This is a genomic window from Streptomyces sp. NPDC059875 (assembly GCF_042731085.1).
In the GTDB taxonomy this organism is placed as follows: domain Bacteria; phylum Actinomycetota; class Actinomycetes; order Streptomycetales; family Streptomycetaceae; genus Streptomyces.
This window is the reverse complement of record NZ_JBHWJZ010000002.1, coordinates 432079-458944: the sequence shown is the minus strand read 5'-3', so window position 1 is coordinate 458944 and position 26866 is coordinate 432079. Positions and strand designations below refer to the sequence as shown.

The following is a 26866-nucleotide window of genomic DNA, read 5'->3' as shown; positions in this document are numbered from 1 at the left end:
AGGCCCCCGCTCCGGGTCGGAGCGGGGGCCTTCGGCGCGGCGGGGGTCAGCCCTGCCAGGAGTGGGAGGGGCGGAAGCCCGACTGACGCTCCAGGCGGCGCCAGCCGGCCGTCGAGCGGCCGTGGCGGGAGGTCGCCGCGTCGTCCGCGGGCTGGGCGGCCGCGCGGGCGAGCAGCACCGCGGTGATCGCGGCCAGCTCTTCGGGGTCGGCGTGGCCCTTCTCGACTCGGAGAAGGTTGGCTGTGGCAGGTGTGGTCACGTGTCGGCTCCTCTTACTGAGGCGGGTTGCCGTGCTTGCGGGACGGCAGGTCGGCGTGCTTGGTGCGGAGCATGGCGAGGGACCTGATCAGGACCTCCCGCGTCTCTGCGGGGTCGATCACGTCGTCGACCAGTCCGCGCTCCGCCGCGTAGTAGGGGTGCATCAGCTCGGCCTTGTACTCCTTGACCATGCGGGTCCGCATGGCCTCGGAGTCCTCGGCCTCGGCGATCTGCTTGCGGAAGATGACGTTGGCGGCACCTTCGGCGCCCATCACCGCGATTTCGTTGGTGGGCCAGGCGTACGTCAGGTCGGCGCCGATGGACTGGGAGTCCATGACGATGTACGCGCCGCCGTACGCCTTGCGCAGGATCAGGCTGATCCGGGGCACGGTCGCGTTGCAGTACGCGTACAGCAGCTTCGCGCCGTGGCGGATGATTCCACCGTGCTCCTGGTCGACGCCCGGCAGGAAGCCGGGTACGTCCAAAAGGGTGACGATCGGGATATTGAAAGCATCGCACATCTGGACGAAACGGGCGGCCTTCTCCGAGGCCTCGATGTCCAGGACGCCGGCCAGGGACTGCGGCTGGTTGGCGACGATGCCGACGACCTGGCCGTCCAGGCGGGCCAGCGCGCAGATGATGTTGCGGGCCCAGCGCTCATGGATCTCCAGGAAGTCGCCGTCGTCGACGAGCTCCTCGATCACCTTGTGCATGTCGTAGGGGCGGTTGCCGTCGGCCGGCACCAGGTCGAGCAGGACGTCCGAGCGGCGGTCCGCCGGGTCCTCCGAGGCGACGGTCGGCGGGTTCTCTCGGTTGTTCTGCGGGAGCATCGACAGGAGGTAGCGCACCTCGGCGATGCACGTCTCCTCGTCGTCGTACGCGAAGTGCGCCACGCCGCTCGTCTCGGCGTGCACATCGGCGCCACCGAGGCCGTTCTGGGTGATCTCCTCGCCGGTGACCGCCTTGACGACGTCCGGGCCGGTGATGAACATCTGCGAGGTCTCGCGGACCATGAAGACGAAGTCGGTCAGCGCGGGGCTGTAGGCCGCGCCACCGGCACACGGGCCGAGCATCACCGAGATCTGCGGGATGACACCCGAGGCGCGGGTGTTGCGCTGGAAGATGCCGCCGTAGCCGGCGAGGGCGGAGACGCCCTCCTGGATACGGGCACCGGCGCCGTCGTTCAGCGAGACGAGCGGGGCGCCGGACGCGATGGCCATGTCCATGATCTTGTGGATCTTCGTGGCGTGGGCCTCGCCCAGCGCGCCGCCGAAGATCCGGAAGTCGTGCGCGTAGACGAAGACCGTGCGGCCCTCCACCGTGCCCCAGCCGGTGATGACACCGTCGGTGTACGGCTTCTTCGCCTCCAGGCCGAAGCCCGTGGCGCGGTGCCGGCGCAGCTGCTCGACCTCGTTGAAGGAACCGGGGTCGAGCAGCAGCTCGATCCGCTCGCGAGCGGTCAGCTTGCCCTTGGCGTGCTGCGCCTCGGTCGCCCGGTCGCTCGGGCCGCGCCGAGCCTCCTCGCGCAGGGCGTGCAGCTCGGCCACACGGCCACGCGCGTCGGTCGGCTCGCTCGGGATCTGGTCCACAACGGTCATGTACCGACCCTACGAAGCCGACCAAGGAAATCCCGCCGTCGACTCCGTACAGTCTCCCGCGTCTATTCCTGGTGGAGTAAGACAGAACCGTTGAGAGTGAGGCCCGAGTCAACAGCCGGACACCCCATGTGTTTGTAGGGTTTCCACACAACCCCTTGCGCACGGCCCGCTGTGCGGACCCCTACACGACCACCTCGCAGCGGTGGGTGACGCCCGCGGCACCAGGGGTGATCCGCAGCCGTAGCGAGCGGCCGGTGGCCAGCACCTCCACCGAGGGATCGTGGCCGATCACGCGGCGGACCGGCTGGTCCCAGACGAGCTCGAGCGGCAGCCCGGTGCGCGAGGGCTCACTGATCCGGAGGTCGAGGACCGAACGCCGGCGGCGGATCAGGACGCTCGCCGGAGCCGTGACCGTGAGGCGTCCCACCGTACCCGCCCGCCACAGGTTCGCCGCCGTGAGGCCCAGGGACGGGACGCCGACGGCCTGCCGGTCGACGCTGTTGTCCAGGATCGTCAGCCAGTCCTCGTCGGCGGCGCGGGCGGCCAGGGTGCGCCGGGAGGCCCCCGGCATCAGGAGGTAGGCGTACGAGGCGCCGACCGGGTCCGTGCCGTGGTCGAGCCACAGGGTCTCGTAGGTGCGGGTACGGGTCTCGGTGGAGCTGGTGGTGTTGATGTCGCTCCAGGCGCCGGTGCGCTCCTCGCGCAGGGTCCGGAGATTCGCCGCGCCCTGGGGGAAGACCCAGCCGCCGTGTCCTTCGAGGTGCGCCCAGCGGCTGCCGGTGGTGAGCGCCTGCGCGCCTCCCCCGTCGCCGAGGTTGCGGTTGTCGACGACGGTTTCCACGGGGACGCCGTCGGCGGCCGTTATCCCCGCCCCGAGGCAGATCACGGTGTCCGCCGCGCAGAACCAGGACTTACGGGCCTCCAGGGTGGAACCGAGGCCCTTGAGGTGCTGTCCGACGGCGGCGAACTCGCCGTCGGTGGCCCCGCCGACCCACTGCACGGCCGGCTTCGGGGCGCCCCACTCGCCACCGGCGCGGTCGGCGAGGCGCTTGGTGGACACGGTGGTGCCGGGGAGCCGGTAGGGGTCGACGGTGGGCCAGAACCAGTCGGTGTACTGATCGCCCGTGTCGGGGGTCCACCAGGAGAGCATCCCGGCCCCGGTGTGCCAGCCGCGCGGGTTCTCGCCGTTGCCGCACTCGTAGTACGAGATCCTCTCCGAGGCCATGGCGATGTTGGCGGCCCAGCCGGGGCGGCGGTGGACGGCCCGGTCCATGGCGGCGAACAGCCGGTGCCCGGTCGGCTCGGGGGCGGCCGGGACGGGCGCGTCGGCGACGGCCTGCAGCCGGGCGAGGTCGGCGACGCCGAACTGGCGGGCGGAGAGGATCGGGGAGACGGTGTCCCGTTCGATCCAGCCCTTCACGCGCGCGTGCCACCGCTCGCGTTCGGAGGCGCTCGCGCCGCCCGCGAGCAGCGCGATCGCGGCGATGATCCCCTGGCCGTGGAAGTGGTCGGAACGCATGACGCGGCGCTCGTCGTTCTTGAGGTAACCCCGGCTGATGGCACGGCCGTTGACGCTGTCCATGATCAACCCGTTGTAGATGAGGGGCGCGTAGGCCCGCTCCACGCTGTCGAGGACGATCTGCCGGTTCGGGTCGGTGACCGCCCAATCGGAGCCGGCGAGCAGGGCGAACAGACGACCGAGGCCGTCGAGCATGACCTGTCCGTAGGTGCCCGAGTAGGCGACCCAGGTGTGCTGGACGAACGAGCCGTCGGCGTAGAGGCCGTCGCCCTTGGTGACGTACGGGAAGACGGGCGAGAGGGCGTCGCGGGCGAGGGCGATCTTGGCGGGGTTCGCGCCGACGATGCCGCGCAGGGCCACGGAGCGGCAGAGGTCGACGCGGTTGGCGCCGGTGGAAGTGCCGCTGTAGTTCGTGAGCATCGAGTCGGGGACGAAGTGGTCGACGGCCGCGCAGGCGGCCGCGATCCGCTCGGGGCCGAGGTGCGGATGGAGCGCGGCGACGATGTCCATGAGGAGGCGGGGGCTGCCTATCTGCCACTCCCACCAGTTGCCGTAGCGGACGGTGCCGGGGTGGTAGATCCGCGCGGAGAGGTGGTCGAGGCCCCGGAGGACGTCGGCGAGCAGGGTCGGATCGCCGGTGAGCCCGGTGCCGGGTTGCAGATGGGCCTGCGTCATCGTCCACAGGCGGCCGTAGCTCTGGGTGATGCCGGAGGGCGGGTCGAAGGTGTGGCCCGGCCAGAGGGAGGTGTCGGTGGGGGCCATCGACGCCCGGAACGTACGGGCGAGGTCGCCGGTCTCGGCGAGGCGGGAGGCGTACGGCTCGGCGCCGGCATCGAAGCCGGCGCCGAGCTGGATGTCGAGCCAGCGCCGCCGCAGCGCCTCGAACTCCCCCTCCTGCGCGTGGGCGAGAGGGGGCGGTCCCAGGGTCGCGGCCGCGGCGGTGGCGCCGGCCGTGGTCAGGAAGGTGCGGCGGGACCAGACGGGAAGGGGCACAGGAGCCTCCCGGGGGAAGAGGTGTAGACCGGTTGGCGCCCGGTGTAGCACCTGCTTTCCGACGCAATCAATGAGCACGACAGGCCGCGGAACAAGCGCTTTCTGCCAACTCCCGTCCGGTCTGCACCTTTCAGCCGCCGCAGTGGAACCGCGCGTTCCCCCAGTCCGCGTGGTCGTTGCCGTTCCCGTCGCCGCCATCCCCGACCACCAGGTCGACATAGGACGCACCGGTGACGTCGGCGCTCAGCGACCAGGCCGGGTCCGTCGCCTTGAGGACCGGCGACTTCACCTTCTCCGTACCGTCGGCGCGGACGCTGAACTGGACGGTGCCGCGGGTGGCCTGGACGTCGTCGACGCCGACCTCGGCGGTCAGCGAGGTGCACTTCCCGCCCAGGTAGTAGCGGACCGTGGCCGGGGCGTGGGTGCCCAGGCCCTTCGCGTACGCCACTCCCCCGATCCTCAGCGGGCTGCCGTCGCCGGTGCCCGTCTCGCCGTTGGACAGGTCGCGCTCGACCGGTCCCCAGCCGTTGGTCGCGGACGTCCAGTCCAGGTCGCTCGCCCAGCCGTCCGTGGTGGGCGGCGGGGGCAGCGTACGGACGGAGGTCGCGGCGCTCAGCTTCCGCGCCTCTCCCCCGACGGTGTACGTGAGCGTCGAACCGAGCGGGTACGTCTGGTACTTCGCGTCCACCGGGGGCGTCACCTGCCAGGTGGCGGTGGCCTGGGCGCCCGCCGCGACCGTACCGAGGGCGACGGGGGCGGCCGGCTCGGCGATCCAGCCCGCGGGGAGCTCCAGGGCGGCGGTGGCCCCGGCGACGGCGCCCGCCTCGTCGTTGGCGAAGGTGGCCGTGACCTGGTTCGGGCGGCCCGGCTCCAGGGTCTCCGGGGCGGCGAGGCCGAGCGTGCCGCAGGCCGCCTTCTCCGGCGCCGGGCCCAGGTCGGTGACGGTGAAGGAGTCGAGCACGAAGTCGGCTCCGTCGGGGGCGTCGGCGCGCTTGCGCAGCCCGGTCCAGGTGTCGCCGCAGCCGGCGGTCACGGTCTCGGAGAAGTGGCCCGTGGTCCTCTGCTGTCCGACGGGCGTACGGCGGGTCTCCACCGAGGTCCCGTTCGTACGGTCGTAGCCGGTGACCCACTCGTAGGCGCCCGCGTGGCTCGACTGGTAGTCGTACGTGACGCGGTAGCTGCGCCCGTCCTTCATCGGGACGGTCCAGGGCGCGGTGCGGTAGACCAGGCCGCTGTTCTCGTCATGGGACTTCAGCGACTCCGCGCCGCCGATGACGTCGTCGACGAGCTTTCCGTTCCAGCCGGCCTGGGTGTACGGGGCGTGCAGCTGGGCGATGTGGGTGCGCGGGTCGGTCGTACCGCCGGAGTCGCCCTTGAGGAAGGGGCCCCAGCCCTGGTCGACGGCCTCGAAGTCCTCGTGCACGAGCGCGCCGGCCTTGGTGGCGGGGTCGTTGGCGACGATCCGGACGTCGTCGATGCGGACGGCCGCCGGGCTGCCGTTCGCGGCCTCGATCCTGAGGGTGGTGGAGCCGCTGCCGGGGGCGGTGAAGGTGACCTTGGCGCGCTGGAGGCGGGTGCCGTTCCAGTCGGAGGCGGCGACCCGGTCCTGGACGGCCGAGCGTTCCACGGTGACGGACTTCCCGCCGGCGGAGAGGGTGGTCGGGCGGGTCCTCCCCGGCTCGACCTCGATGAGGGCGGAGGCGGTGTACCGCTTGCCGGGGGTGAGACCGGTGATCTGCTGCCGCACGGACGCGGTGGCGGAGCCCGTCAGCCTCGCGCTGTTGCGGCCCTGGGTGTCGGTGTCGCGGGCGACGGTCCCGGCCTTCGACCAGGCGCCGAGCCTCGCGTCGTTGAAGCCGGGGTCGTCGACCGGGGTGCCCTGGCCCCAGCGGGGGTCGCTCGGCTCGGGGGCGCGGTCCGGGTAGAGGACGTAGGGCTGTCCCGCGGCGGCGTCGAGGGTGATCCGCCCGTCGACGGGACGCACGGTCGCGGTCTTCACACGGCCGTTGTCGGTGAGCTTGTAGACGGCGTACGAGCCGCTGCCCGGGACCGTCCAGGTCGTGGAGCCGCCCGCCTTGTTGTAGTGGTACAGCTTCTTGCCGCCGTCCCAGGGCAGCAGGTAGTTGTCGCCGTCGAGGACCTTGCGGCCGTTCTCGTAGAACGTGCGGCGGCCGTCCTCGACGGTGCCGCGCACGCCGCCGGTGAAGGTGAGGTCGTTGCCGCTCCAGCGGGTGATCTTCTGCTGCTGGAGGTACTTGGCGGGCAGGTTCTTCTGCCAGATGTTGGCGTAGAAGTGGTTCCAGTCGGTCTCGCCGGTCCAGCCCTCGAAGTCCTCGAGGGCTGTCTGGCCGAGGACCGGGTGGTTGTTCCAGACGTCCTTCTCGCCGTTGCGGATGAAGCGGATGATCTGGGAGTTGAGGCCCTTGTTGGTGGCCCCGCCGTAGTTCAGGTCATTGGCCCAGTGGGACCAGAGGGACGCCCGCTCGAACTTCTCGGACCACTCGGTGGCGACGTTCCAGCCCTGGGCCTGCACGGCCTGGACGGTCTTGTCGGCGATCCAGCCGTGCGTGTAGTAGACGTCGATGTAGAGCATCGACAGGTTCGGGTCGGTCTCGTCGCGCAGCTGCTGGAAGCGGCGGGCGAGGTCGCCGCTGTTGATGTCCCGGCGCTGGTCGATGTAGTAGCTCTGGTTGAGCCAGTTCCAGCCGGGCTTGGTCTTGTCGACGAGGGTCTCGCTGAAGTTCTTCGCCTCGGGGTACGACTCGGTGGCGTTGACGTGGACGCCGAAGCCCGCGCCCCACTTCTTGCCTTCCCTGAGCAGCTTGTTGAGGTCCTCGAGGCCGCCGGCCCGCTTGTTGTAGTTGCCGCCGTAGTCGGGGTGGGCCGAGTCGTGACCCTCGGAGCCGTACCCCTTGAGCAGGGCGAACTGGCCCAGTCCGTCGGTGGCGAGCGAGATCCGCTTGACGTCGTCGAGGGTGCGCAGGAAGGGATGGGTGGCGTTGGAGGCGAAGTTGAACGGGATGTGGGCGATGACCCGGCCGGGGGTCTGCTCGCTGCCCGGGGCCTTGACGCCGATCGTGCGGAAGGCGAGCGCGCCGTCCTGCCAGTCGGTCTTCCCGTCGGCGTTGGCGTCCGGGGTGACGACCACCTTGGCCCAGGGCAGGTCGTTCCCGCTCTCGGGCCGCGGTGCTCCGGCGCCGCGGTGGGTCCACTGGCCGGACCAGACGCCGACGCGGGTCTCGGTCGCGGTCTTGCGGGCCTGGTGCCAGAAGCGGGCGCCGTCGCGGGCGCTCGGTCCCGAGGGCGTGTCGTAGCTGGAGTTGGACTCGAGGGCGGCGGCGAGCCGGCCGGTGTTGACGATCGCGTAACTCGCGCCGACGGGACTCGTCTCGGCGGGCGTGGCGTCGGTGATGTCCGCGAAGACGTCGGCGGTACGGGTGGAGTCGGGGTCGAGCCGGGTGAAGGCCGTCGCGGCCCCGGTGTCCGCCGAGCCGACGGAGACGAGGTCGTGGCCGGGTATGTCGAGGGTGCCGATCCGGAAGGCCTCGGTGTCTCGGACGGCGGTGACCTTGAAGGTGGTCGCCCGGCCGCTGACGCTCAGGGTCGCGTCGATCTCGACGCCGGCCAGGGCGGGGAAGGTGAGGGTGTACGCCGCGCTGGTGGCGGTCAGGGTGGGGGCGCCCTTGGCCTGGACCGGGTACGCCGTGCCGTTGAGGACGACCTGGGTGACCGGGGCCGTACTGCCGAGGAGGCGGGCGCCGGTGGCGCGGTCGGTGTACGAGACGACGCGCGGGAAGTCCTCGGCGACGGCGACGGCGAGCTGGTCGGAGCCGATGACGGCTTCGGCGGCCTCGCCGGCGGCACGTGCGGGGGCGGGGACTTCGGGGACTTCGGCGCGGGCGGGCCCGGACAGGGCGAACACGGCCGACGAGGCGACGGCGAGCGCGCAGGCCGCACGGATTCTTCGCGACTTGGGGAGGGGCATGGGGACTAGTTGGCCCGGGTCGCGCAGCACCGTCAACGAGATCGCGACCCGGCGGCCCCAGCAGTCCAAGAACCCCCTTCGGTTAGTCCAAGTGGCGGCCGAAGGGGGCTTCTTGGGTCGGGCGGTACGGTCAGCAGCCGCCGCAGTTGTAGTAGGTCACGTCCCAGTGGTTGCCCTCGTCGGCGTAGATGTTGCCGGCGCCGGACTTCCACTGCGGAGCTCCGTCGCCGCGCACACCGATGTAGGTGAAGGTGTTCTTGATGTAGTTCCCGAGGCAGGTGTACTTGCTGAAGTCGAGCTTGTAGCCGTTCCAGTGCGAGTACGTGCCGCCGGCGTGGCCGGTCTCGGTGCCGCCCGTGATGTTCAGCGCGCAGCCGCTGGCGCTCTTGAGGGTCTGGGCGCCCTTGGCGGTGGCGAGGTTGAGCTGCTCGAAGGACGTACAGGTCGGGTTGTTGCGGTCGGAGCAGCCGCCGGACGACGACCACGTGATGCCTGAGCTGCGGAACATCGAGGTCGCGGTGGCGTGGCTGATCTTGGTGGCCGCGTGCGCGTCGGTGGCGCCGGCGAGGACGCCGACGCCGGGGGCGAAGAGGGCGCCCAGGACCAGGGCGAGCGCGGTGAGGACGGAGCGGAGCTTCATCGGGGAGTGCCTCCTGCTGGTGACCGTGACGGACGGGACGGCTGTGCAGGTGGATCAGAGAGATGGTGCCGCAGCTCTACGCGCGTCCGCCAGAGGGCCTCGGCACCTTCCGGGTGAACATCTTCCACAACTGTTGAAAGTTGAACGGAATAGGTCTATGGTCGTTCTCGTTGAAGGTTCAACAAAGCATGAACCTCGTCCCCAAGGAGCACGTCATGGGCATCTTCGGCCGCAAGAGCAACGACACCGACACCGCCGTCGCCACCCTCCCCGTCGACCCGGCGCTCGCCGCGCTGACCGGCGACTACACGATCGACCCGGCCCACAGCAGCATCGGCTTCACCGTCCGTCACGCGATGGTCACCAACGTGCGCGGCACCTTCGCCGAGCACGAGGGCACGCTGAAGCTGGACGGCGCGAACCCGGGCGCGTCCGCCGCCACCATCGACGTCAAGATCGCCTCCATCGACACGGGCATCGGCGACCGCGACGGCCACCTGCGCAGCGGCGACTTCTTCGACGCCGAGCAGTTCCCGCTCATGACCTTCCGCTCCACCGAGGCGCAGCAGCTGGGCGGCGACAAGTACCGCGTGACCGGCGACCTCACGATCAAGGACGTGACGAAGGCGCTCTCGATCGACCTGGAGTTCAACGGCACGGCCACGGACGTCTACGGCAACGAGCGCGTGGGCTTCGAGGGCTCGGCCGAGATCCTGCGCTCCGACTGGGGCCTGACCTGGAACGCGGCCCTGGAGACCGGCGGTGTCATGGTCAGCGACAAGGTGAAGCTGACCTTCGACATCTCCGCGATCAAGAACGCCGCCTGAGCCCGACGCCCCCCGGGGGCACACACGAGCGCGCCCGCCTCTCCGTCACGACGGAGGGCGGGCGCTCGGCGTTCTCCGGGGTCGGAGCGGGGGCGGAGTGGGGTCCCCGCGGGTGTCGGCGGGGTCCCAGCGGGTGCCGGCGGGGTCCCAGCGGGTGCCGGCAGGTCAGAGGGCCGCCTCGGCAGCCCGGACCACCGCCGGGATCAGGCGGTCGTTCTCCGGGCCGCCCGGCCCGGACATGAAGCCGAAGCGGCGGCGGGTGTAGCTGTACGCGAGGCCGGTGGACGGGTCCGCGAAGGCCTGGGAGCCGGGGGCGCCGCTGTGGCCGATCGCGGCGGGGGTCAGCGCGGGATGGCGGGTGGCCAGCGGGACGAAGCCGAGGCCGAAGGCGTTCTCCGCGCCGGTCACCAGGTCGGTGCCCGAGGAGTGGATCCGGGCCACCTCGGCGAGGGTGTCCGGCTTCAGGAGCGGGGGCCGCCCGTCCAGCTCGCCCGCGATCGCCGCGTACATCCGCGCGAGGCCCCGCGCGGAGCCGATGCCACCGCCGGAGAGCGGCGCCTTGGCCCGTACCGTACGGGAGTTGGCGTACGCGACCAGGTCCAGCGGCGGGTCGGCGTGGAAGTCGAAGGCGATGGCCAGCAGGCTGTCCGGCGCGATCGGGTTCGCCTCAAGGAGCGCCTGCTGCGCGGGGGTGGGCTTCATCGGCAGCGCGGGGCGGAAGCGGGGCTCCAGCTCCTCGGGGAGTCCGAGGTAGTAGTCCAGGGCGTACGGCGCCCGGACCCGCTCCTCGAAGTGCTCCTGGATCGTGCGCCCGGTGGCCCGGCGCACCACCTCGCCGACCAGCGCGCCGATGACGAGGGCGTGGTAACCGTGGCCGGAACCCGGCTCCCAGAAGGGGCGCTGCCCTGCGAGCCGCGCGGCGACCACCCGGTCGTCGGCGAGCTCGTCGAGCGTGAGGCCGCCGTCGGCGCCGATCACGCCCGAGCGGTGGGCCAGAAGCTGGCGGAGGGTGAGCCTCCCCTTGCCCTCGGCGGCGAACTCCGGCCACCAGGAGGCGACTTCCCTGTCCAGGTGGAGCACGCCGTCCTGCACGAGGAGCGCGGCGACCAGCGCCATCGCGCCCTTGGAGGAGGAGTAGAGGCCGAGCAGGGAGTCCCCCTCGACACCGTCGCCGCCCCACAGGTCGACGACCTGGCGCCCCTGGTGGTAGACGGCGAGCTGGGCCCCGCCGTCGCTCGCCTCGTTCGCGACCACGCCTCCGAACGCCTCCCGTACGGACTCGAAGCCGGGCTCCACGGTGCCGTGGACGTCGCTCATCGCTGTCTCCCCCTGGTCGCTCCCACGCGGTCGAAGGTGAGAACGATCAGCGGTGCCGGGTTCTTCCCGGGGTGTTGTCAGTGGGGGTCGCTAGCGTCGGAACCATGGAATTCCGTATCGACAGCAGCGTGTTGACCGAAGCCGTGGCCTGGGCCGCCCGCGTCCTGCCCGCCCGTTCGCCCGTGCCGGTGCTCGGCGGGCTGCTCCTGGAGGCGAGCGACGGCCTGCTGCGGGTCTCCGGCCTCGACTACGAGGCGTCGGCGCGCATCGAGGTCGAGGCGGACACGGCACGGGAGGGTCGGGCGCTGGTCCTCGGGCGGCGGCTGCTCGACATCTGCAAGGTGCTGCCCCGGGGCGTGGTGGAGTGCGCGGTCGAGGGGGCGCGCCTCTCGGTGACGGGCGGGGAGGCCCGCTTCGGGCTCTCCCTGCTGCCGCTGGACGACTATCCGGCGCAGCCCGGGCTGCCCGCCTTCCGGGGCGTGGTGGACGCCGAGGCGTTCGCGGAGGCCGTCGGACAGGTGGCGGTTGCGGCCGGTCGGGACGACTCGCTGCCCGTCCTCACCGGGATACGTCTTGCGCTCGACGGTACGACGATGACGCTGGCCGCGACCGACCGCTACCGCTACGCGGTCCGCACGCTGGAGTGGAAGCCGGAGGGCGCGGACGGGGACGTCGCGGCGGACGGCGGCATCGCGGCGGACGGGGAGGGTGCGGACGTGGTCGTGCCGGCCCGGCGGCTGACCGAGATCGCCCGCTCGCTGACCTCGACGGGGCCGGTCCGCCTCGCCCTGGACGGCGGTTCGATCGGCTTCGAGAGCGAGGGGACACGGACGACGACCCGCCTGCTCGACGGCCGGCTGCCCCGCCACGACAAGCTGTTCTCCCTGGGGGAGCACGCCGTCGCCGTGACCGACCGGGCTCCGTTGCTCGAGGCCGTGAAGCGGGTCGCGGTGGTCGCGGAGGGCGACAGCCCGGTCCAACTCGCCTTCGCCGGGGACACGGTCCAGCTCCAGGCCGGGTACGAGGACGACGTGGCCTCCCAGCGGCTGCCGGCGCTGCTCGAGGGCGCGGAGTCGATGGCGGTCGCCTTCAACCCCGGGTATCTCCTGGACGCGCTCGGCTCCTTCGGCACCGACTCCGTCCGCTTCCACCTGCTCGGTCCGGGCCAGCGGGCGCTGATCACCGACCGGCCGGGCGGGGTCCACCAGCATCTGCTGATGTCGGTGAAGCCCTTGGTGTAGACCCCATGGCCAGGCCGTTACGGGCACCGGGCTCAGAAGCCGCCACCACCGAAGTCCCCGCCACCGCCGAAGTCGCCGAACCCGCCACCGCCGCCGCCGAAGTCGCTCGAGCCGAAGTCGCCGGAGCTGAACTCGGCGCCGGAGACGTCACCGCCCTCGAACTCTCCGGCCCCGTACTCGGAGGCGTAGGCCGGGGTGGCGAGCATCGAGCCGAGCATGGTGCCGACGAGGAGGCCGGGGAGCATGCCGCCGCCGAAGTAGCCGCCGGCCCAGGGTCCGTACGCCGGTCCCGCCTCCCAGTACGGGCGGCGGCCGTCGTAGGTCTCGACGGTGCGCGCCAGGGGCTCCTGCCCGTCGTCGAGGCGGGCGGCGTCGGCGGCGCAGACCGGGACCTCGCGGGCGGCGCCGCCGACCGGGGTCCAGGTCCGGTCCTCGGCCGAGGGGCCGTGGCGCGGGTCGAAGAAGCAGGGGGCGCGACGCTCGGGCAGCGGCCTGGACTCGCGGCGAGCTGCCAGGACGGCGAGCGAGAAGCGACCGTCCTCCAGCTGCTGGGTCACTCCCTTGACGTCGTGCGGATGCGTGGCGGAGCCCATCAGCGACTTGGCCTTGTCGTACGAGTCCAGCGCACGCTCGTAGTCGCCGCGCATGGCGTCGTCGGCGCCGGCCTCGGCCGGGTGGAAGTCGAGGCGTTCGAGCTCTTCGCCGAAGGCGGTGATGTCCTCGTCGACGACGACCCGGAGCTTGTCCAGGGCCTCGCGCTCCTCGGCCTCCTTGCGGAGCCGGTTGCGGCGGACGATCGCGTACGCGCCCGCACCGCCGGCGGCGACGACCGCGCCGAGGGTGATCAGCCCGCCGACCGGAACGCCGTCGTCCGTGCCCACGGAACCCCACGAGGCCGGCGCGGAGCCGGACAGGCTCGGCAGGGCCTGGTCGACGAAGTTGTTCAGCTCGGTCTTGGCGTCCACGCCGGGCTGGCGCACGGAGGTGACCAGGTTGTTCACGGCGTCCGCGGACATCACCGAGCGGTCGGCGGCGGCGTCGAACCCGTCACCGAGCCGGACCCCGTACAGCCCGGTCACGCCGGTCTGGGTCCGCAGATTCTGCAGGAGGTTCTCGGGCGGATACTCGCTGTTCGCGGGCAGCACGGCGATGAAGAGCGGCTTGTCCGCGTCCTCGATCTTCTGGGCGAGAGCGTCCGCGTCGGCCTGCGAGAGCTGGTCGGCGGCGCCCGGATCGACGTACACGGGGCCCTGCTTCAGAGCCGTGGCGGCGTCCGGTATCCCGGTGATCCCGGCCCCCGCTGAGGGGGCCAGGACCAGGAGCAGCAGTAGTGCCAGCCCGGCGAGGGCCGACAGGAGGTGGAACGGCCTGGTCCTCATACCATCGAAACTACCCCTAAAGGGTGGTTACGAGACATTGAGGGAGCCCACGGTCCGAGAGAGGGCCTACTCCGCCGGGTCGATGCCCACCCGCAGCAGCCCGTAGGTGAACGCGTCCTCCAGCGCCTGCCAGGACGCGGCGATCACGTTCTCCCCGACGCCGACCGTCGACCACTCGGCGTGGCCGTCGCTGGTGGTGATCAGGACGCGGGTCGTGGACTCCGTGCCGTGGCGCCCCTCCAGGATGCGGACCTTGTAGTCGACCAGCTCGAACTTGGCGAGCTGCGGATAGATCCGCTCCAGGGCCACCCGCATCGCCCGGTCGAGGGCGTTGACGGGGCCGTTGCCCTCGGCGGTGGCGACGATCCGCTCGCCCTTGGCCCACAGCTTCACGGTCGCCTCGTTGGCGTGCGTGCCGTCGGGCCGGTCCTCGACGATCGCCCGCCAGGACTCCGTACGGAAGTAGCGGCGCGGGCGGCCCTCGGCCTCCTCGCGCAGCAGCAGCTCGAAGGAGGCGTCGGCGGCCTCGTAGGTGTAGCCCTGGAGCTCGCGCTCCTTGACCCGCTCGACGACACGGGCGACGAGCGCGCGGTCGTCGCCGAGGTCGACGCCGAGCTCCTTGCCCTTCAGCTCGATGGAGGCGCGGCCGGCCATGTCGGAGACGAGCATCCGCATGGTGTTGCCGACGAGCTCGGGGTCGATGTGCTGGTAGAGGTCGGGGTCGACCTTGATCGCGGAGGCGTGCAGTCCGGCCTTGTGGGCGAAGGCGGAGACGCCGACGTAGGGCTGGTGGGTGGAGGGCGTGAGGTTGACGACCTCGGCGATCGCGTGCGAGATCCGGGTCATCTCGGCGAGCGCGCCGTCGGGCAGCACCCGCTTGCCGTACTTCAGTTCCAGGGCGGCGACGACCGGGAAGAGGTTGGCGTTGCCGACCCGCTCGCCGTAGCCGTTGGCCGTGCACTGGACGTGTGTGGCGCCCGCGTCGACGGCGGCCAGGGTGTTGGCGACGGCGCAGCCGGTGTCGTCCTGGGCGTGGATGCCGAGGCGCGCGCCGGTGTCGGCGATGACGGTGGCGACGACGGCCTGGATCTGGGCGGGGAGCATGCCGCCGTTGGTGTCGCAGAGGATCACGACGTCGGCGCCGGCCTCGTGCGCGGCGCTGACGACGGCCTTGGCGTACTGCGGGTTGGCCTTGTAGCCGTCGAAGAAGTGCTCGCAGTCGACGAAGACGCGGCGGCCCTGCGAACGAAGGTAGGAGACGGTGTCGCGGACCATCTCCAGGTTCTCGTCGAGGGTGGTGCGCAGCGCCAGTTCCACGTGCCGGTCGTGCGACTTGGCGACCAGCGTGATCACCGGCGCTCCGGAGTCGAGCAGCGCCTTCACCTGCGGGTCTTCGGCCGCGTTGCCGCCCGCCCTGCGGGTCGCGCCGAACGCGACGAGCTGCGCGTTCTTGAAGGCGATCTCCTGCTGGGCACGGGCGAAGAACTCCGTGTCACGCGGGTTGGCACCGGGCCAGCCGCCCTCGATGAAGCCCACGCCGAAGTCGTCGAGGTGCCGCGCGATGGTCAGCTTGTCGGCGACGGTGAGGTTGATGCCTTCACGCTGCGCTCCGTCGCGCAGCGTCGTGTCGAAGACATGGAAGCTGTCGTCGAGACGGCTGTCGCCAGGACGGCTCTCGTCGGTCTCCGTGGTCATGACTGTGATGGCTCCTGTCGGATGTGGCTCCGGAAGGTCTGGATCCACTTGCCCCCATTCTCACGCGTCGTCCGTTTCCGGCGGTGGTGGGGCCGGAAAACGAAAAAACCTCTCGCGGGTGCGAGAGGTCTGCGCGCGGGTCTGGGGCACGGTGTCCACTGCCGCGGGGGTCGAGTCGCGGTTCAGCGGTCACTGCGGACCGGCGCGCTGCTGCCGATAATCATGGTGGTAGCGAGCACGTCGGCAGTCTCCCACATCTGTACGGGTGACGGGACCGCGGTCTCAGGATGCGGGCGGCGGCCGGGTGGTACGCGTCCCTGTATGAGCACTCGACCACCTTCCGGCCCGCCGTCGGGACCACCCCGCGGGCCGCTCGAACCACCGTCCGGCGGCGAGCCGGAGCCGGGACCAGGCGACGGATCCGGTCGCGACTCCGGCTCGGGATACGGGCCCGGCCGCGACTCCGGCTCCGGGTACGGACCCGGCCGGGACTCCGGCTCGGGATACGGGCCCGGCCGCGACTCCGGCTCCGGGTACGGGCCCGGCCGCGACTCCGGCTCCGGGTACGGATCCGGCCGGGACTCCGGCTCGGGATACGGATCCGGCTCGGATTCGGGTGGCGGCAGCATCCCTGGTCCCCCTGAGCCTCCTCCCCCGGGCGGCCGACGCCGCCGCACGCTCGTGATTGCAGGGGCCGGCGTGGTCGTCGCCCTCGGCCTGGCGGTGGCGCTGGTCGCGCTGCTGCGCGGCGGTGACGACGACGGCGGCACGGCGACGAACGCGTCCCCGACCGTCTCGGCGGCGAACGACGAAGCCGCCCGCGCCGAGGCCCACACCCTCGCGGCCGCGGTGGCCCTGGACGCCCCGGACTGGGGATCCGGCTACAAGCGCGCAGAGGAGTACGAGACCGACCCCGCACCCGAGTGGGAGGTGAAAAGCACCTGCGAGGGATTCGCCCAGAGCAGCCGGGCGGGCACCCTGGCCGCGATCGGCCGCGCCGTGACGCACCCGGTGAGCGGCCTGATCAGCACCACGGAGGTGCGGGTGTTCGCGGACGCGGCGACGGCGGAGTCCTATCTGAACGACGTCGAGAGCGGCACCCGGCGCTGCCCGGAGCAGCACAGCGGCAAGACCCGGTGGGCCGGGGTACGGCAGGCCACGGCGCCCGAGGTGGCGGGGTTCGACGCGATCGTCGCCGAGGACGGCCGCCAGGTCTCCGACGCCGACGGGCAGACGACGGACTACCCGTACGTGGTGTACACGGGCCGCTCGGGTGCCACCACCCTCGCCGTGATCGACTACGAGGCCCCGGACGGTGTTCCGGCCCGACTCGCCGAACGCGCGACGGGCATCCTGAAGAAGCTCCAGCAGCGACTGGAGACCGAGTCGCCGTGAGCCGGGCCGGGCCCGGGGCCGCCGGGCCGCCGGGCCGGAACGCCCCCGGATCAGACCTGGCTCACGGTCTCCTCGGCGCGGGGCTCCGCCTGCGGCGCGGGCCGGCCCACCCTCCCCAGGTCGATGTCCCTGGTCTCGCGCATCGTCAGGTAGACGACCAGCGAGACGGCCGCGCAGCCCGCCACGTACCAGTAGTAGCCGGACTCGAGCCCCGCGTCCTTGAACCACAGCGCCACGTACTCCGCCGTGCCGCCGAAGAGCGCGTTGGCGATGGCGTACGGGAGGGCGACGCCCAGCGCGCGGATGCCGGTCGGGAAGAGCTCCGCCTTCACGCACGCGTTGATCGAGGTGTAGCCGGTGATGACGACCAGCGCGAGGAGCGAGAGGCCGAGGGCCGGCCAGAAGGAGCCCGCGTGCCGGAGCATCGTCATGATCGGCACGGTCAGGAAGGTCGAGCCCAGCGCGAACGTGATCAGCAGCGGGCGGCGGCCGATCCGGTCCGACAGGCGGCCGGCGAGCGGCTGCAGACAGGCGAAGACGATCAGCGCGCAGAAGGAGACCAGGGTCGCGGTCTGCTTCGGCAGCCCCGCCGAGTTGGAGAGGTACTTCGTCAGATAGGTGGTGTACGTGTAGTAGGCCACCGTGCCGCCCATGGTGAGGGCGATGACGAGGAACGCCTCGCGCTTGTGCGCCCACAGCGCCTTCATGGTGCCCTTCTCGCCGCGCGCCACGCCCTCGTCGGCGGTCTCCTCGTACACCTCCGTCTCCAGCATGTTGCGCCGCAGGTAGAAGACGACGGCCGCGCCGAGGGCGCCGATGATGAACGGGATGCGCCATCCCCAGCTGTGCAGCGCGTCAGCGGACATGGTGCGCTGGAGGACGATCTGGAGGCCGAGGCCGAGGATCTGGCCGGCCGTCATCGACACGTACTGGAAGCTGGAGGCGAAGCCCCGGTGCTGCGGCGCCGAGGCCTCCGTCAGATAGGTCGCGCTGGCCGCGTACTCGCCGCCGACCGAGAGGCCCTGGAGGAGCCGCGCGATCAGCAGGACCGCGGCGCCGCCGTACCCGGCGACGGAGTAGGTCGGCGCGATGGCGATCAGTACGGCGGAGGCGGACATCAGCGACACGGTCAGCGTGAGCGCCGCCTTGCGGCCCTTGCGGTCGCCGACCCGGCCGAGCAGCCAGCCGCCGACGGGGCGCATGAAGAAGCCGACGGCGAAGATGCCGGCGGTGTTCATGAGCTTGGCGGTGTCATTGCCCTCGGGGAAGAACGCCCCCGCGAAGTACGGGCGAAACTCGCGTACACGAACCAGTCGAACCACTCGACCATGTTGCCGGCCGAACCGACCCAGATCTTCTTCCAGTGCTCTCGTCCCATGATCCGGAACCGTGCCGGAGGTGACACGGACGCGACAAGGGTGCAGCATGCAACGATCAGGAGTACTTGCGTGCGTTACGGTCGCAGCACCAGGGTGTCCGCGACGAACTCCCTCACGTGCGCGATGACTTGCTCGCGACCGGTGCCGGGGATGCCGACCGCGACATGGACGCTGAACCCGTCGAGCAGGGCCCGCATCCGGGCCGCGTACCGGTCGGGGTCGACCGTCCGGAACTCCCCGCGCGAGACGCCTTCGGCGATCAGCGCGACCAGATCCCGGTGCCAGGCGCCCTCGATGGCTGCCTGCCGGGCGCGGCCGTCGTCGTCGGCGTTCTGGGAGCGGTTCCAGACCTCCAGCCAGAGGGTCCAGTGGGGGTCGCGGGGACCGTCGGGGACGTACACGTCGATGTAGCCGTCGAGGCGCTCGCGGGCGGTCCCGGGTCGCGAGAGCAGCGCGCTGCGCTCGGCGCCGAGCCGACCCTCGCTCCACTCCAGGGTCTGGAGCAGCAGCTCGTCCTTGGTGCGGAAGTAGTAGAGCAGGTGCCCGCTGCTCATCCCGACCTCGCGCCCGAGCCCGGCCATGGTCAGCCCGTCGAGCCCGCGCTCGGCGATGGTGTCCATGGCGGCGGCGAGCAGCTCCTCGCGGGGAGGGGCGGCGTTGTTGCGGCGCCGGGGTCCGGCGGGGTTGATGCGGGTCACTCGTCTGTTCTACCTCACGCTCCCGTCGGCGTTCCGACCGAATGCGGCGTCCAGGACGGCGGGGAGGTCGGCCGCGGGGACGGTGGAGCGCAGCTCCGCGTGGACCGCCGCGAACCGCTCGTCGTCGATGACGCCCAGGTACTCCTGCCGGAGCCCGTGGATCACCTCGACGAGGTCGGGACGCAGCCCCATCCAGGCGCGGGACGTGGCGATCTCGTGGTCCAGGTGCTCCATGAACCAGCGCATGACGTCGTACGGGATGTGGTGGTGCCCCGACACGGGGTCGACGCACACGGTCGGCTCCCGGTCGGGGTCCTCGTCCGGGACGACCCCGATCAGCAGGGTCCGCTGCTCGGCGACCAGGTCCAGCTCCAGATACCAGGCGTCATCCGGGAGGGAGTACAGGATCTGGAGTGCGTAGTCACCGCTCGGGTGGTCGATCAGGGGCATGGCCGCACGCTGTCACACGGCGTGCGGCCGTCGCCAACCGGTTTCAGGGCTTCAGACCTTCGGCTGCTGCTGTGTGATGCAGTGGATGCCGCCGCCGCCCGCGAAGATGGCGCGCGCGTCCACCAGCGTCACGATCCGCTCCGGGAACAGCCGGCGGAAGATGCCCGCCGCGATCTCGTCGTTCGGGTCGTCGAAACCGCACAGCACCACGCCGCCGTTGCACAGGTAGTGGTTGATGTACGAGTAGTCGACCCAGTCGCCCTCCTCGTCCTTCAGGACGGTGGGGGCCGGGATCTCCACGACCTGGAGCGTGCGGCCCTTCGCGTCCGTCTGGCGGCTCAGGATGTCGACGTACATCCGGGAGCGCTCGTGGTCCGGGTGGGCCGGGTCCTGCTGGCTGTGGACGACCACGACACCGGGCTTGGCGAAGGCCGCGACGATGTCGACGTGGCCCTGGGTGCCGTAGAGGCCGTAGTCACCGGTCAGGCCGTGCGGGAGCCAGATCGCCTTCGTCGTGCCGAGCTTGGCGTGGATCTCGGCCTCGACCTGCTCGCGGGTCCACTCCGGGTTGCGGCCCGCGCCGAGCTGGACGGTGTCGGTCAGCAGGACCGTTCCCTCACCGTCGACGTGGATCGCGCCGCCCTCGTTGACGAGTGGGCTGCTCACCACCGGCACGCCCGCGATGTCGGCGACGTGGCAGGCGATCTTGGAGTCGTGCTCCCAGCGGGCCCAGTCCTGTGCGCCCCAGCCGTTGAACACCCAGTCCACGGCCGCGAGCTCGGAGCCGTTCGTGACGAACGTCGGGCCGATGTCCCGCATCCAGGCGTCGTCCAGCTCGCGCTCGACCACGTCGACCGCGTCGCCGAGCAGCTCGCGCGCGGAGTCCAGCTGGCCGGGTCCGACCACCATGGTCACCGGCTCGAAGCGGCGTACGGCGCGGGCCACGGACGCCCACGCGGTGCGGGCCTCGGCCAGCTCCTCCTCGTTCGTGAAGGTGGGGTTCGGGCCGGGCCAGGCCATCCACGTGCGCTCGTGCGGGGCCCACTCGGGCGGCATTCGGAAAGTCATGGGAGAAGTCCTCAGAGGAAGTAGAGACGGTTCAGGGAGATGGAGTCGGCGGGTTCGGAGCGGATCGGTGCGCCGTCCAGCGACACCAGTCCGGTCCGGCCGTCCACCCCCACCTGGCCGATGCGGGAGTTCAGGAGCAGGTCGCCGGGGCCGATGCCGCGGGTGCCGCGGACGGCCACCCGGCGGCGCCGGGTCGGCAACGAGTCGGCGCCGAGGTCGACGGCGGCCTGGGCGACGAAGGCGACCGAGATGTCGGCCGGGGTCGCCCCGTGGGCTCCGAACAGCGGTCCGAGGACGAGCGGTTCGCAGGTGTCGGTGGCCGCGTTCGGATCGCCCACGACCCCCCACGCGGGGAAGCCGGACTTCAGCACCATCTGGGGCTTGGCGCCGAAGAACTCCGGCCGCCACAGCACGATGTCGGCCATCTTGCCGACCTCGATCGAGCCGATCTCGTGCGCGAGGCCGTGGGCGATCGCCGGGTTGATGGTGAGCTTGGCCATGTAGCGCAGCACGCGCGCGTTGTCGTCGTGCGCGCCGTCGCCCTCCAGGGGCCCCAGCTCGGCCTTCATCTTCCCGGCCATGGCGAAGGTCCGGCGTACGGTCTCGCCGGCCCTTCCCATCCCCTGCGCGTCGGAGGAGGTGATCCCGATCGCGCCGAGGTCGTGCAGGACGTCCTCCGCCCCCATCGTCCCGGCCCGGATCCGGTCGCGCGCCATCGCGGCGTCGCCGGGCAGGTCGGTCTTCAGGTCGTGGACGGAGACGATCATCCCGTAGTGCTCGGCGACCGCGTCGCGGCCGAACGGCAGCGTGGGATTGGTGGAGGAGCCGATGACGTTCGGCACGCCCGCCATCTTCAGGACGTTCGGTACGTGCCCACCGCCACAGCCCTCGATGTGGAAGGCGTGGATCGTCCGGCCATCGAGGACCTTGAGCGTGTCCTCGACGGAGAGGCATTCGTTCAGGCCGTCGCTGTGCAGGGCGACCTGGACGTCGTGCTCCTCGGCGACGCGCAGGGCGGTGTCCAGGGCGCGGGTGTGGGCGCCCATGTCCTCGTGGACCTTGAAGCCGGAGGCGCCGCCCTCGGCGAGGGCCTCGACCAGCGGCGCCGGATCCGAGGAGGAGCCGCGGGCGAGGAAGCCGATGTTGACCGGCCAGGCGTCGAAGGCGTTGAAGGCGTGCTTGAGCGCCCATGGCGAGTTGACGCCAACCCCCCAGACAGGACCGAACTCCTGTCCGATGATGGTGGTGACACCAGAGGCGAGGGAGGCCTCCATGATGCGCGGGGACAGCAGGTGGACGTGGGTGTCCACGGCGCCGGCGGTGGCGATGAGCCCCTCGCCGGAGACGATCGACGTACCGGTGCCGACGACCACGTCGACACCGTCGAGGGTGTCGGGGTTCCCGGCGCGCCCGATGGCGTGGATCCGGCCCTCGCGAATACCGATCGACACCTTGCGGATGCCCTGAACGGCGTCGATCACGAGGACGTTGCTGATCACGACGTCACAGGTCTCCCGGACGGCGGCGGCCTTGAGGTGAAGACCGTCACGGGCGGTCTTGCCGAAGCCCGCGAGGAACTCGTCTCCGGGCTTCTGGGAGTCCGACTCGACCCGGACGACGAGCCCGGAGTCGCCCAGGACGACCCGGTCGCCCGCACGGGGGCCGTGCACCGATGCGTACTCGTACGGGTCCATCACTCGCCCTCCTTCATGGGCTGCACTCCCAGGTAGCCGCAGGCCGCGGCGCGTCGCAGGGCCTCTTCCTTCGCGCCGGGCGCGTCAAGGGGGCCGTCGACCAGGCCCGCGAAGCCGATGGCGACGCGCGCGCCGCCGATCGGGACGAGGCCGACCTCGGCCTCGCCGCCCGGATCGAAGCGGAACGACGCTCCGGCGGGGATCGCCAGCCGCATGCCGTAGGCGGCGGCCCGGTCGAAGTCGAGGCGCGGGTTCGCCTCGAAGAAGTGGAAGTGCGAGGTCACGCTGACGGGGACGGCCGCGGTGTTGCGGACGCTCAGGGTCAGCGCGGGCGGCTGCTCGGCCTCGGTGGGGCCCGGCAGCAGGGCGCCGGGAGCGCCTTCGCCGAGGGAAGCGCCGCCGATCGGGTCGGAGACGACCGCGAGTCGCGAGCCGTCGTCGAAAACGGCCTCGACATGCACTTCGGTGACGACATCGGCCACGCCCGGCAGCACGTCGTCCGGGCCGAGCACGGACCGGGCGGCGTCGATCGCCTCGGCGAGCCGCCTGCCGTCGCGGGCGGCCTCGCAGACGGTGTCCGCGATGAGGGCGGTCGCCTCCGGCACATTGAGCCGCAGGCCCCGCGCCCGGCGGGCCCGGGCGAGCTCGGCGGCGCCGAAGATCAGCAGCCGGTCTCGTTCCGTGGGGGTCAGTCGCACGTCCACACACCTCCTGTTTGAGCGACACTCTAAACGTTCATTGCCCGGTATCCAAGCATTGACGTACGCGGCAGTAGTGGGTCACATTGAGCGCCACTCTAAATCTTGTCCGCCCGCTTGCCCCGCAGGGAGCCCCCATGCCGATCGAACAGCGCGGAGTCGACACCATCCCCGAAGCGGAACGCACCAGCGGTCCGCGCGACCTCTTGGCGATCCTCCTGGGCTCGAACCTCTGCCTCGGAGTGATCGTCTTCGGCTGGCTGCCGGTCTCCTTCGGCCTCGGGCTGTGGGCGTCGGTGACCTCCGTCGTCACCGGCACGCTCGTCGGCGTCGCCGTGACCGCCCCGCTCGCGCTCGTCTCGCTGCGCACCGCGACGAACCTCTCCACCTCCAGCGGCGCCTTCTTCGGCGTCCGCGGCCGGCTCGTCGGCTCGGTCGTCGGGCTGCTGCTCTCCCTCGGCTACACCGCCCTCACCCTCTGGATCGGCGGGGACGTGGTGGTCGGCACGCTCGCCCGGCTGACCGGACTCCCGACCGGTGACGCCACGCACGCGGCGGTCTACGCGGTGCTCGCCGCCTGCACGGTCGTCTTCGCGGTGTACGGCTACGGCCTGCTGCTCCGGCTCAGCAAGGGGCTCGCCGTCGTCATGACGCTGCTGCTCGCGCTGGGCCTGGTCGCGTACGCGGGCGACTTCACCGCGGCTCCGGTGCCCGAAACCCCGTATCTGCTGGGCTCGTTCTGGCCGACGTGGGTGCTGTCGGCGGTCGCGGCCGGACTCAGCGGCCCGGTCGCCTTCATCACCCTGCTCGGCGACTACACCCGCTACATGTCCCCGCGGCGGCACAGCCCGAAGAAGGTCCTGTGGACCACCTGTATCGGCCTCGCGGCCGGGCTGCTGATCCCTCAGCTCTTCGGTACGTACACGGCGTTGGCGGCGCGCGGCGCGCTGGACTACGCGGGCCCGCTCGTCGCGGCCTCCCCCGTCTGGTACGTGGTGCCGCTGCTGCTCGCGGCGACCGCCGGCTCGGTCGGCAACGCGGGTCTGATGCTGTATTCGATGGGCCTCGACCTGGACGCGATCCTGCCTCGCGCGACCCGGGCGCGGGCGACGCTGGTGGTGGCGGCGGTGGCGACGGCCTTCGTCTTCCTCGGCCACTTCGCCTCGGACGCGCAGTCCGCGATGACGTCGTTCGTGCTGCTCCTGACGGCGATCGGCACGCCCTGGGCGGTGATCACCCTGATCGGGCACGCGCGCTGCAAAGGCACGTACGACCCGGAGGCGCTGCAGGTCTACAACCGCAGGGCGCGGGGCGGGGCGTACTGGTTCGCGGCGGGATGGCACCCGCGGGCGACGGTGTGCTGGGCGCTGGGTGCGGGCGTGGGCCTCGCGTCGGTGTCGACCCCGCTCTACGAGGGACCGCTGCTCGCCCTGACCGGCGGGATCGACTGCAGCTTCGTGCTGTCGGGGCTCGTGGGCGGCGCGCTGTACGCCGTACTGACGCCGGCCACGGCGACCGGCGCACGGGAACAGGAACCGGAACAGGACGTCGTCGCGGCCTGAGCGCATGGGAAGGCCCCCGGGGCGTGGCGCGCGGCCACGCCCCGGGGGCCCTGTCGTCGACTAGCCCAGCTGGTGCGTCCAGCCGTGGATGTCCTCGGCCTTGCCGGTCTGGATGGCGAGGAGCGCCTCGCGGAGCTTCATCGTGACCTCGCCCGGCTGTCCGCCCGAGTGCTGCCACTCGCCGCGGGCCGCCTTCACCGTGCCGACCGGCGTGATGACCGCAGCCGTACCGCAGGCGAAGACCTCGGTGAGGGTGCCGTTCTCGGTGTCGGCCTGCCACTGGTCGATGGAGACGCGGCCCTCCTCCGACGTGTAGCCCAGGTCCTTCGCGAGCTGGAGGAGCGAGTCACGGGTGATGCCGGCAAGCAGGGAGCCCGTCAGCGTCGGGGTGACGATCTTGTCGCCGTACACGAAGTACAGGTTCATCCCGCCGAGCTCCTCGACCCACTTGTGCTCCACGGCGTCGAGGTAGGCGACCTGGTCGCAGCCCCGCTCCGCCGCCTCGGCCTGCGCGAGCAGGGAGGCCGCGTAGTTGCCGCCGGTCTTGGCGTCGCCCATGCCGCCGGGGACGGCGCGGACGCGGTCCTCGGAGAGCCAGATGGAGACGGGCTTCACGCCACCGGGGAAGTACGGTCCGGCGGGGGAGGCGATGACGACGAAGAGGTACTCGTTCGCCGGCCGCACCCCCAGTCCGACCTCGGTCGCGATCATGAACGGGCGCAGGTAGAGGGACTCCTCGCCGCCGTGCGCCGGGACCCACGCCTTGTCCTGCTGGACGAGGACGTCGCACGCCTCGATGAACGTCTCGACGGGCAGCTCCGGCATGGCCAGCCGGTGCGCGGAGGCCTGGAAGCGCCGGGCGTTGGCGTCGGGGCGGAAGGTGGCGACGGAGCCGTCGGGACGACGGTAGGCCTTGAGGCCCTCGAAGATCTCCTGCGCGTAGTGCAGGACGTTCGTGGCCGGGTCGAGGGAGAGCGGGCCGTACGGCACGAGCTGGCCGTCGTGCCAGCCGCGGCCCTCGGTCCACCGGATGGTCACCATGTGGTCGGTGAAGTGGCGGCCGAATCCCGGGTTGACCAGGATCGCCTCGCGCTCCGCGTCGGACAGCGGGCTGGAGGAGGGCTTGAGCTCGATCGTGGGCGTCGTCATGAGTGCTAGTCCTTCACCGGTTGTGTGTGACGGACCGCGCTCACGCCGCTATCAGTGCTCTGCTAGGACGTCCGAGCTTTACCGCATGCCGCGGCCCCACGTTCGATTATCGCCCGTGGGGACCGGTGCACGAAAACGGTGTGGTGCGGTCCAGGGTTTGATGGTGGCACCCTGCGACCGCATAGGTACAGCCGCCGGGTGCTGGGGGAGCGACCCGGCGGCTGTGTGGCGTTCAGTCGACGGGTCAGCTCGCTACGCGTACCGCGAGCGCGTCGCCGATCTCGTCCGTCGTGCGGACGGAGTCGCCGCGCTCGGTCAGGTCGGCGGCGACGGCGGCCTCGATGCGCGCGGCCTCGGTCTCGTGGCCGAGGTGGCGCAGCAGGAGCGCGACGGAGAGCACGGTGGCCGTCGGGTCGGCCTTGCCCTGGCCCGCGATGTCCGGCGCGGAGCCGTGGACGGGCTCGAACATGGACGGGAACTCGCCGCTCGGGTTGATGTTGCCGGAGGCGGCGACGCCGATGCCGCCGGAGACGGCCGCGGCGAGGTCGGTGATGATGTCGCCGAAGAGGTTGTCGGTGACGATCACGTCGAACCGCTCGGGCTGCGTGACGAGGAAGATCGTCGCCGCGTCCACGTGCAGGTAGTCGGTGGTGACCTCCGGGAACTCCTCGGCCACCTTGTTGAAGATGTTGGTCCAGAGGTGACCCGCGTACGCCAGGACGTTGTTCTTGTGGACCAGCGTCAGCTTCTTGCGCGGGCGGGCCTGGGCGCGGGCGAAGGCGTCGCGGACGACGCGCTCGACACCGAACGCCGTGTTGACGGAGACCTCGGTGGCGACCTCGTACGGGGTGCCGGTACGGATCGAGCCGCCGTTGCCGGTGTACGGACCCTCGGTGCCCTCACGGACCACGATGAAGTCGATCTCGGGCTGGCCCTTGAGCGGGGTCGACACGCCGGGGAGCAGCTTCGACGGACGCAGGTTGACGTGGTGGTCGAAGAGGAAGCGGAGCTTCAGCAGGAAGCCGCGCTCCAGCACACCCGACGGAACCGACGGATCGCCGATCGCACCGAGCAGGATCGCGTCGTGCTGCTTGAGCGCCTCGGCGTCCGCGTCGGTGAGGGTCTCACCGGTCGCGTGGTAGCGCTTGGCGCCGAAGTCGTACTCCTTCGTCTCCAGCTTCACATCCTGCGGGAGCGCGGCGGCGAGGACTTTGAGGCCCTGGGCCACGACCTCCCGGCCGATACCGTCGCCGGGAATGACTGCGAGATTGATGCTGTGAGACATGTCGGCACCCTACTCCTCGTCCCAGCCGCTGACACT

General features: G+C 71.4%; 19 protein-coding genes and 1 pseudogene. 4 read left to right on the top strand and 16 right to left on the bottom strand.

Going from position 1 to position 26866, the window contains the following annotated elements; all coding sequences use genetic code 11:
- Positions 1 to 46: 46 nt before the first annotated feature.
- The 5 genes from ACFV9D_RS03955 to ACFV9D_RS03935 all read right to left on the bottom strand — a co-directional run bounded on the left by ACFV9D_RS03955 (position 47) and on the right by ACFV9D_RS03935 (position 8993).
- Positions 47 to 259: an acyl-CoA carboxylase subunit epsilon gene (locus tag ACFV9D_RS03955; RefSeq protein WP_355107477.1), complete on the bottom strand. Its 213-nt coding sequence runs from the start codon at positions 257 to 259 to the stop codon at positions 47 to 49.
- A 13-nt stretch (positions 260 to 272) separates the two neighbouring features.
- On the bottom strand, positions 273 to 1856 hold the full coding sequence (locus tag ACFV9D_RS03950; RefSeq protein ID WP_385140417.1) for an acyl-CoA carboxylase subunit beta: 1584 nt from the start codon (positions 1854 to 1856) through the stop codon (positions 273 to 275).
- Between the two features lie 181 nt (positions 1857 to 2037).
- On the bottom strand, positions 2038 to 4368 hold the full coding sequence (locus ACFV9D_RS03945; protein ID WP_385140414.1) for a polysaccharide lyase 8 family protein: 2331 nt from the start codon (positions 4366 to 4368) through the stop codon (positions 2038 to 2040).
- A 130-nt stretch (positions 4369 to 4498) separates the two neighbouring features.
- Positions 4499 to 8353: an endo-alpha-N-acetylgalactosaminidase family protein gene (locus ACFV9D_RS03940; protein WP_385140411.1), complete on the bottom strand. Its 3855-nt coding sequence runs from the start codon at positions 8351 to 8353 to the stop codon at positions 4499 to 4501.
- Positions 8354 to 8483: 130 nt separating this feature from the next.
- Positions 8484 to 8993 carry a hypothetical protein gene (locus ACFV9D_RS03935; RefSeq protein ID WP_385140408.1) on the bottom strand — a complete coding sequence of 170 codons (510 nt, stop codon included), beginning with the start codon at positions 8991 to 8993 and terminating at the stop codon, positions 8484 to 8486.
- 215 nt (positions 8994 to 9208) lie between these two features.
- Here ACFV9D_RS03935 and ACFV9D_RS03930 point away from each other — a divergent pair, with 215 nt between their 5' ends.
- A complete protein-coding gene (locus ACFV9D_RS03930; protein ID WP_385140470.1) occupies positions 9209 to 9820 on the top strand; it encodes a YceI family protein in 612 nt (203 codons plus the stop codon).
- A 165-nt stretch (positions 9821 to 9985) separates the two neighbouring features.
- On the opposite strand, the gene ACFV9D_RS03925 is transcribed toward ACFV9D_RS03930, so the two are convergent.
- Positions 9986 to 11137, bottom strand: a complete 1152-nt coding sequence (locus ACFV9D_RS03925; protein WP_385140405.1) for a serine hydrolase domain-containing protein — start codon at positions 11135 to 11137, stop codon at positions 9986 to 9988.
- A gap of 104 nt (positions 11138 to 11241) precedes the next feature.
- On the opposite strand from ACFV9D_RS03925, the gene dnaN reads away from it, so the two are divergent.
- Complete coding sequence (gene dnaN, locus ACFV9D_RS03920; RefSeq protein ID WP_385140402.1) at positions 11242 to 12378, top strand: DNA polymerase III subunit beta; 1137 nt, start codon at positions 11242 to 11244, stop codon at positions 12376 to 12378.
- A 32-nt stretch (positions 12379 to 12410) separates the two neighbouring features.
- On the opposite strand, the gene ACFV9D_RS03915 is transcribed toward dnaN, so the two are convergent.
- On the bottom strand, positions 12411 to 13757 hold the full coding sequence (locus ACFV9D_RS03915) for a hypothetical protein (RefSeq protein ID WP_385140399.1): 1347 nt from the start codon (positions 13755 to 13757) through the stop codon (positions 12411 to 12413).
- A 66-nt stretch (positions 13758 to 13823) separates the two neighbouring features.
- Positions 13824 to 15452 (bottom strand): citramalate synthase, encoded by a 1629-nt coding sequence (gene cimA / locus ACFV9D_RS03910; RefSeq protein WP_385140397.1) that lies wholly within the window; start codon positions 15450 to 15452, stop codon positions 13824 to 13826.
- Positions 15453 to 16151: 699 nt separating this feature from the next.
- Between cimA and ACFV9D_RS03905 the strand changes: the two genes are divergently transcribed.
- A complete protein-coding gene (locus ACFV9D_RS03905; protein ID WP_385140394.1) occupies positions 16152 to 16847 on the top strand; it encodes a hypothetical protein in 696 nt (231 codons plus the stop codon).
- A 50-nt stretch (positions 16848 to 16897) separates the two neighbouring features.
- Here the strand turns inward: ACFV9D_RS03905 and ACFV9D_RS03900 are convergent.
- The 6 genes and pseudogenes from ACFV9D_RS03900 to ureA form a co-directional block, all read right to left on the bottom strand.
- Positions 16898 to 18225: pseudogene (locus ACFV9D_RS03900) on the bottom strand (MFS transporter).
- A gap of 75 nt (positions 18226 to 18300) precedes the next feature.
- A complete protein-coding gene (locus ACFV9D_RS03895) occupies positions 18301 to 18846 on the bottom strand; it encodes a TetR/AcrR family transcriptional regulator (RefSeq protein ID WP_385140467.1) in 546 nt (181 codons plus the stop codon).
- 87 nt (positions 18847 to 18933) lie between these two features.
- Positions 18934 to 19374, bottom strand: a complete 441-nt coding sequence (locus ACFV9D_RS03890) for a hypothetical protein (RefSeq protein WP_385140391.1) — start codon at positions 19372 to 19374, stop codon at positions 18934 to 18936.
- Positions 19375 to 19425: 51 nt separating this feature from the next.
- Positions 19426 to 20442 (bottom strand): agmatine/peptidylarginine deiminase, encoded by a 1017-nt coding sequence (locus ACFV9D_RS03885; protein ID WP_385140388.1) that lies wholly within the window; start codon positions 20440 to 20442, stop codon positions 19426 to 19428.
- A gap of 11 nt (positions 20443 to 20453) precedes the next feature.
- A complete protein-coding gene (locus tag ACFV9D_RS03880; RefSeq protein WP_385140385.1) occupies positions 20454 to 22136 on the bottom strand; it encodes an urease subunit alpha in 1683 nt (560 codons plus the stop codon).
- Positions 22136 to 22834, bottom strand: a complete 699-nt coding sequence (gene ureA, locus ACFV9D_RS03875) for an urease subunit gamma (protein ID WP_385140382.1) — start codon at positions 22832 to 22834, stop codon at positions 22136 to 22138. The genes ACFV9D_RS03880 and ureA overlap by 1 nt, the downstream gene beginning before the upstream one ends.
- Positions 22835 to 22971: 137 nt before the next feature.
- On the opposite strand from ureA, the gene ACFV9D_RS03870 reads away from it, so the two are divergent.
- On the top strand, positions 22972 to 24396 hold the full coding sequence (locus ACFV9D_RS03870; protein ID WP_385140379.1) for a cytosine permease: 1425 nt from the start codon (positions 22972 to 22974) through the stop codon (positions 24394 to 24396).
- A gap of 60 nt (positions 24397 to 24456) precedes the next feature.
- Here ACFV9D_RS03870 and ACFV9D_RS03865 read toward each other — a convergent pair whose 3' ends face one another.
- Both ACFV9D_RS03865 and ACFV9D_RS03860 read right to left on the bottom strand, forming a co-directional pair.
- Entirely contained in the window at positions 24457 to 25545 is a 1089-nt protein-coding gene (locus ACFV9D_RS03865) for a branched-chain amino acid aminotransferase (RefSeq protein ID WP_385140376.1), read from the bottom strand.
- 244 nt (positions 25546 to 25789) lie between these two features.
- Entirely contained in the window at positions 25790 to 26830 is a 1041-nt protein-coding gene (locus ACFV9D_RS03860; protein WP_385140374.1) for a 3-isopropylmalate dehydrogenase, read from the bottom strand.
- Positions 26831 to 26866 lie beyond the last annotated feature (36 nt).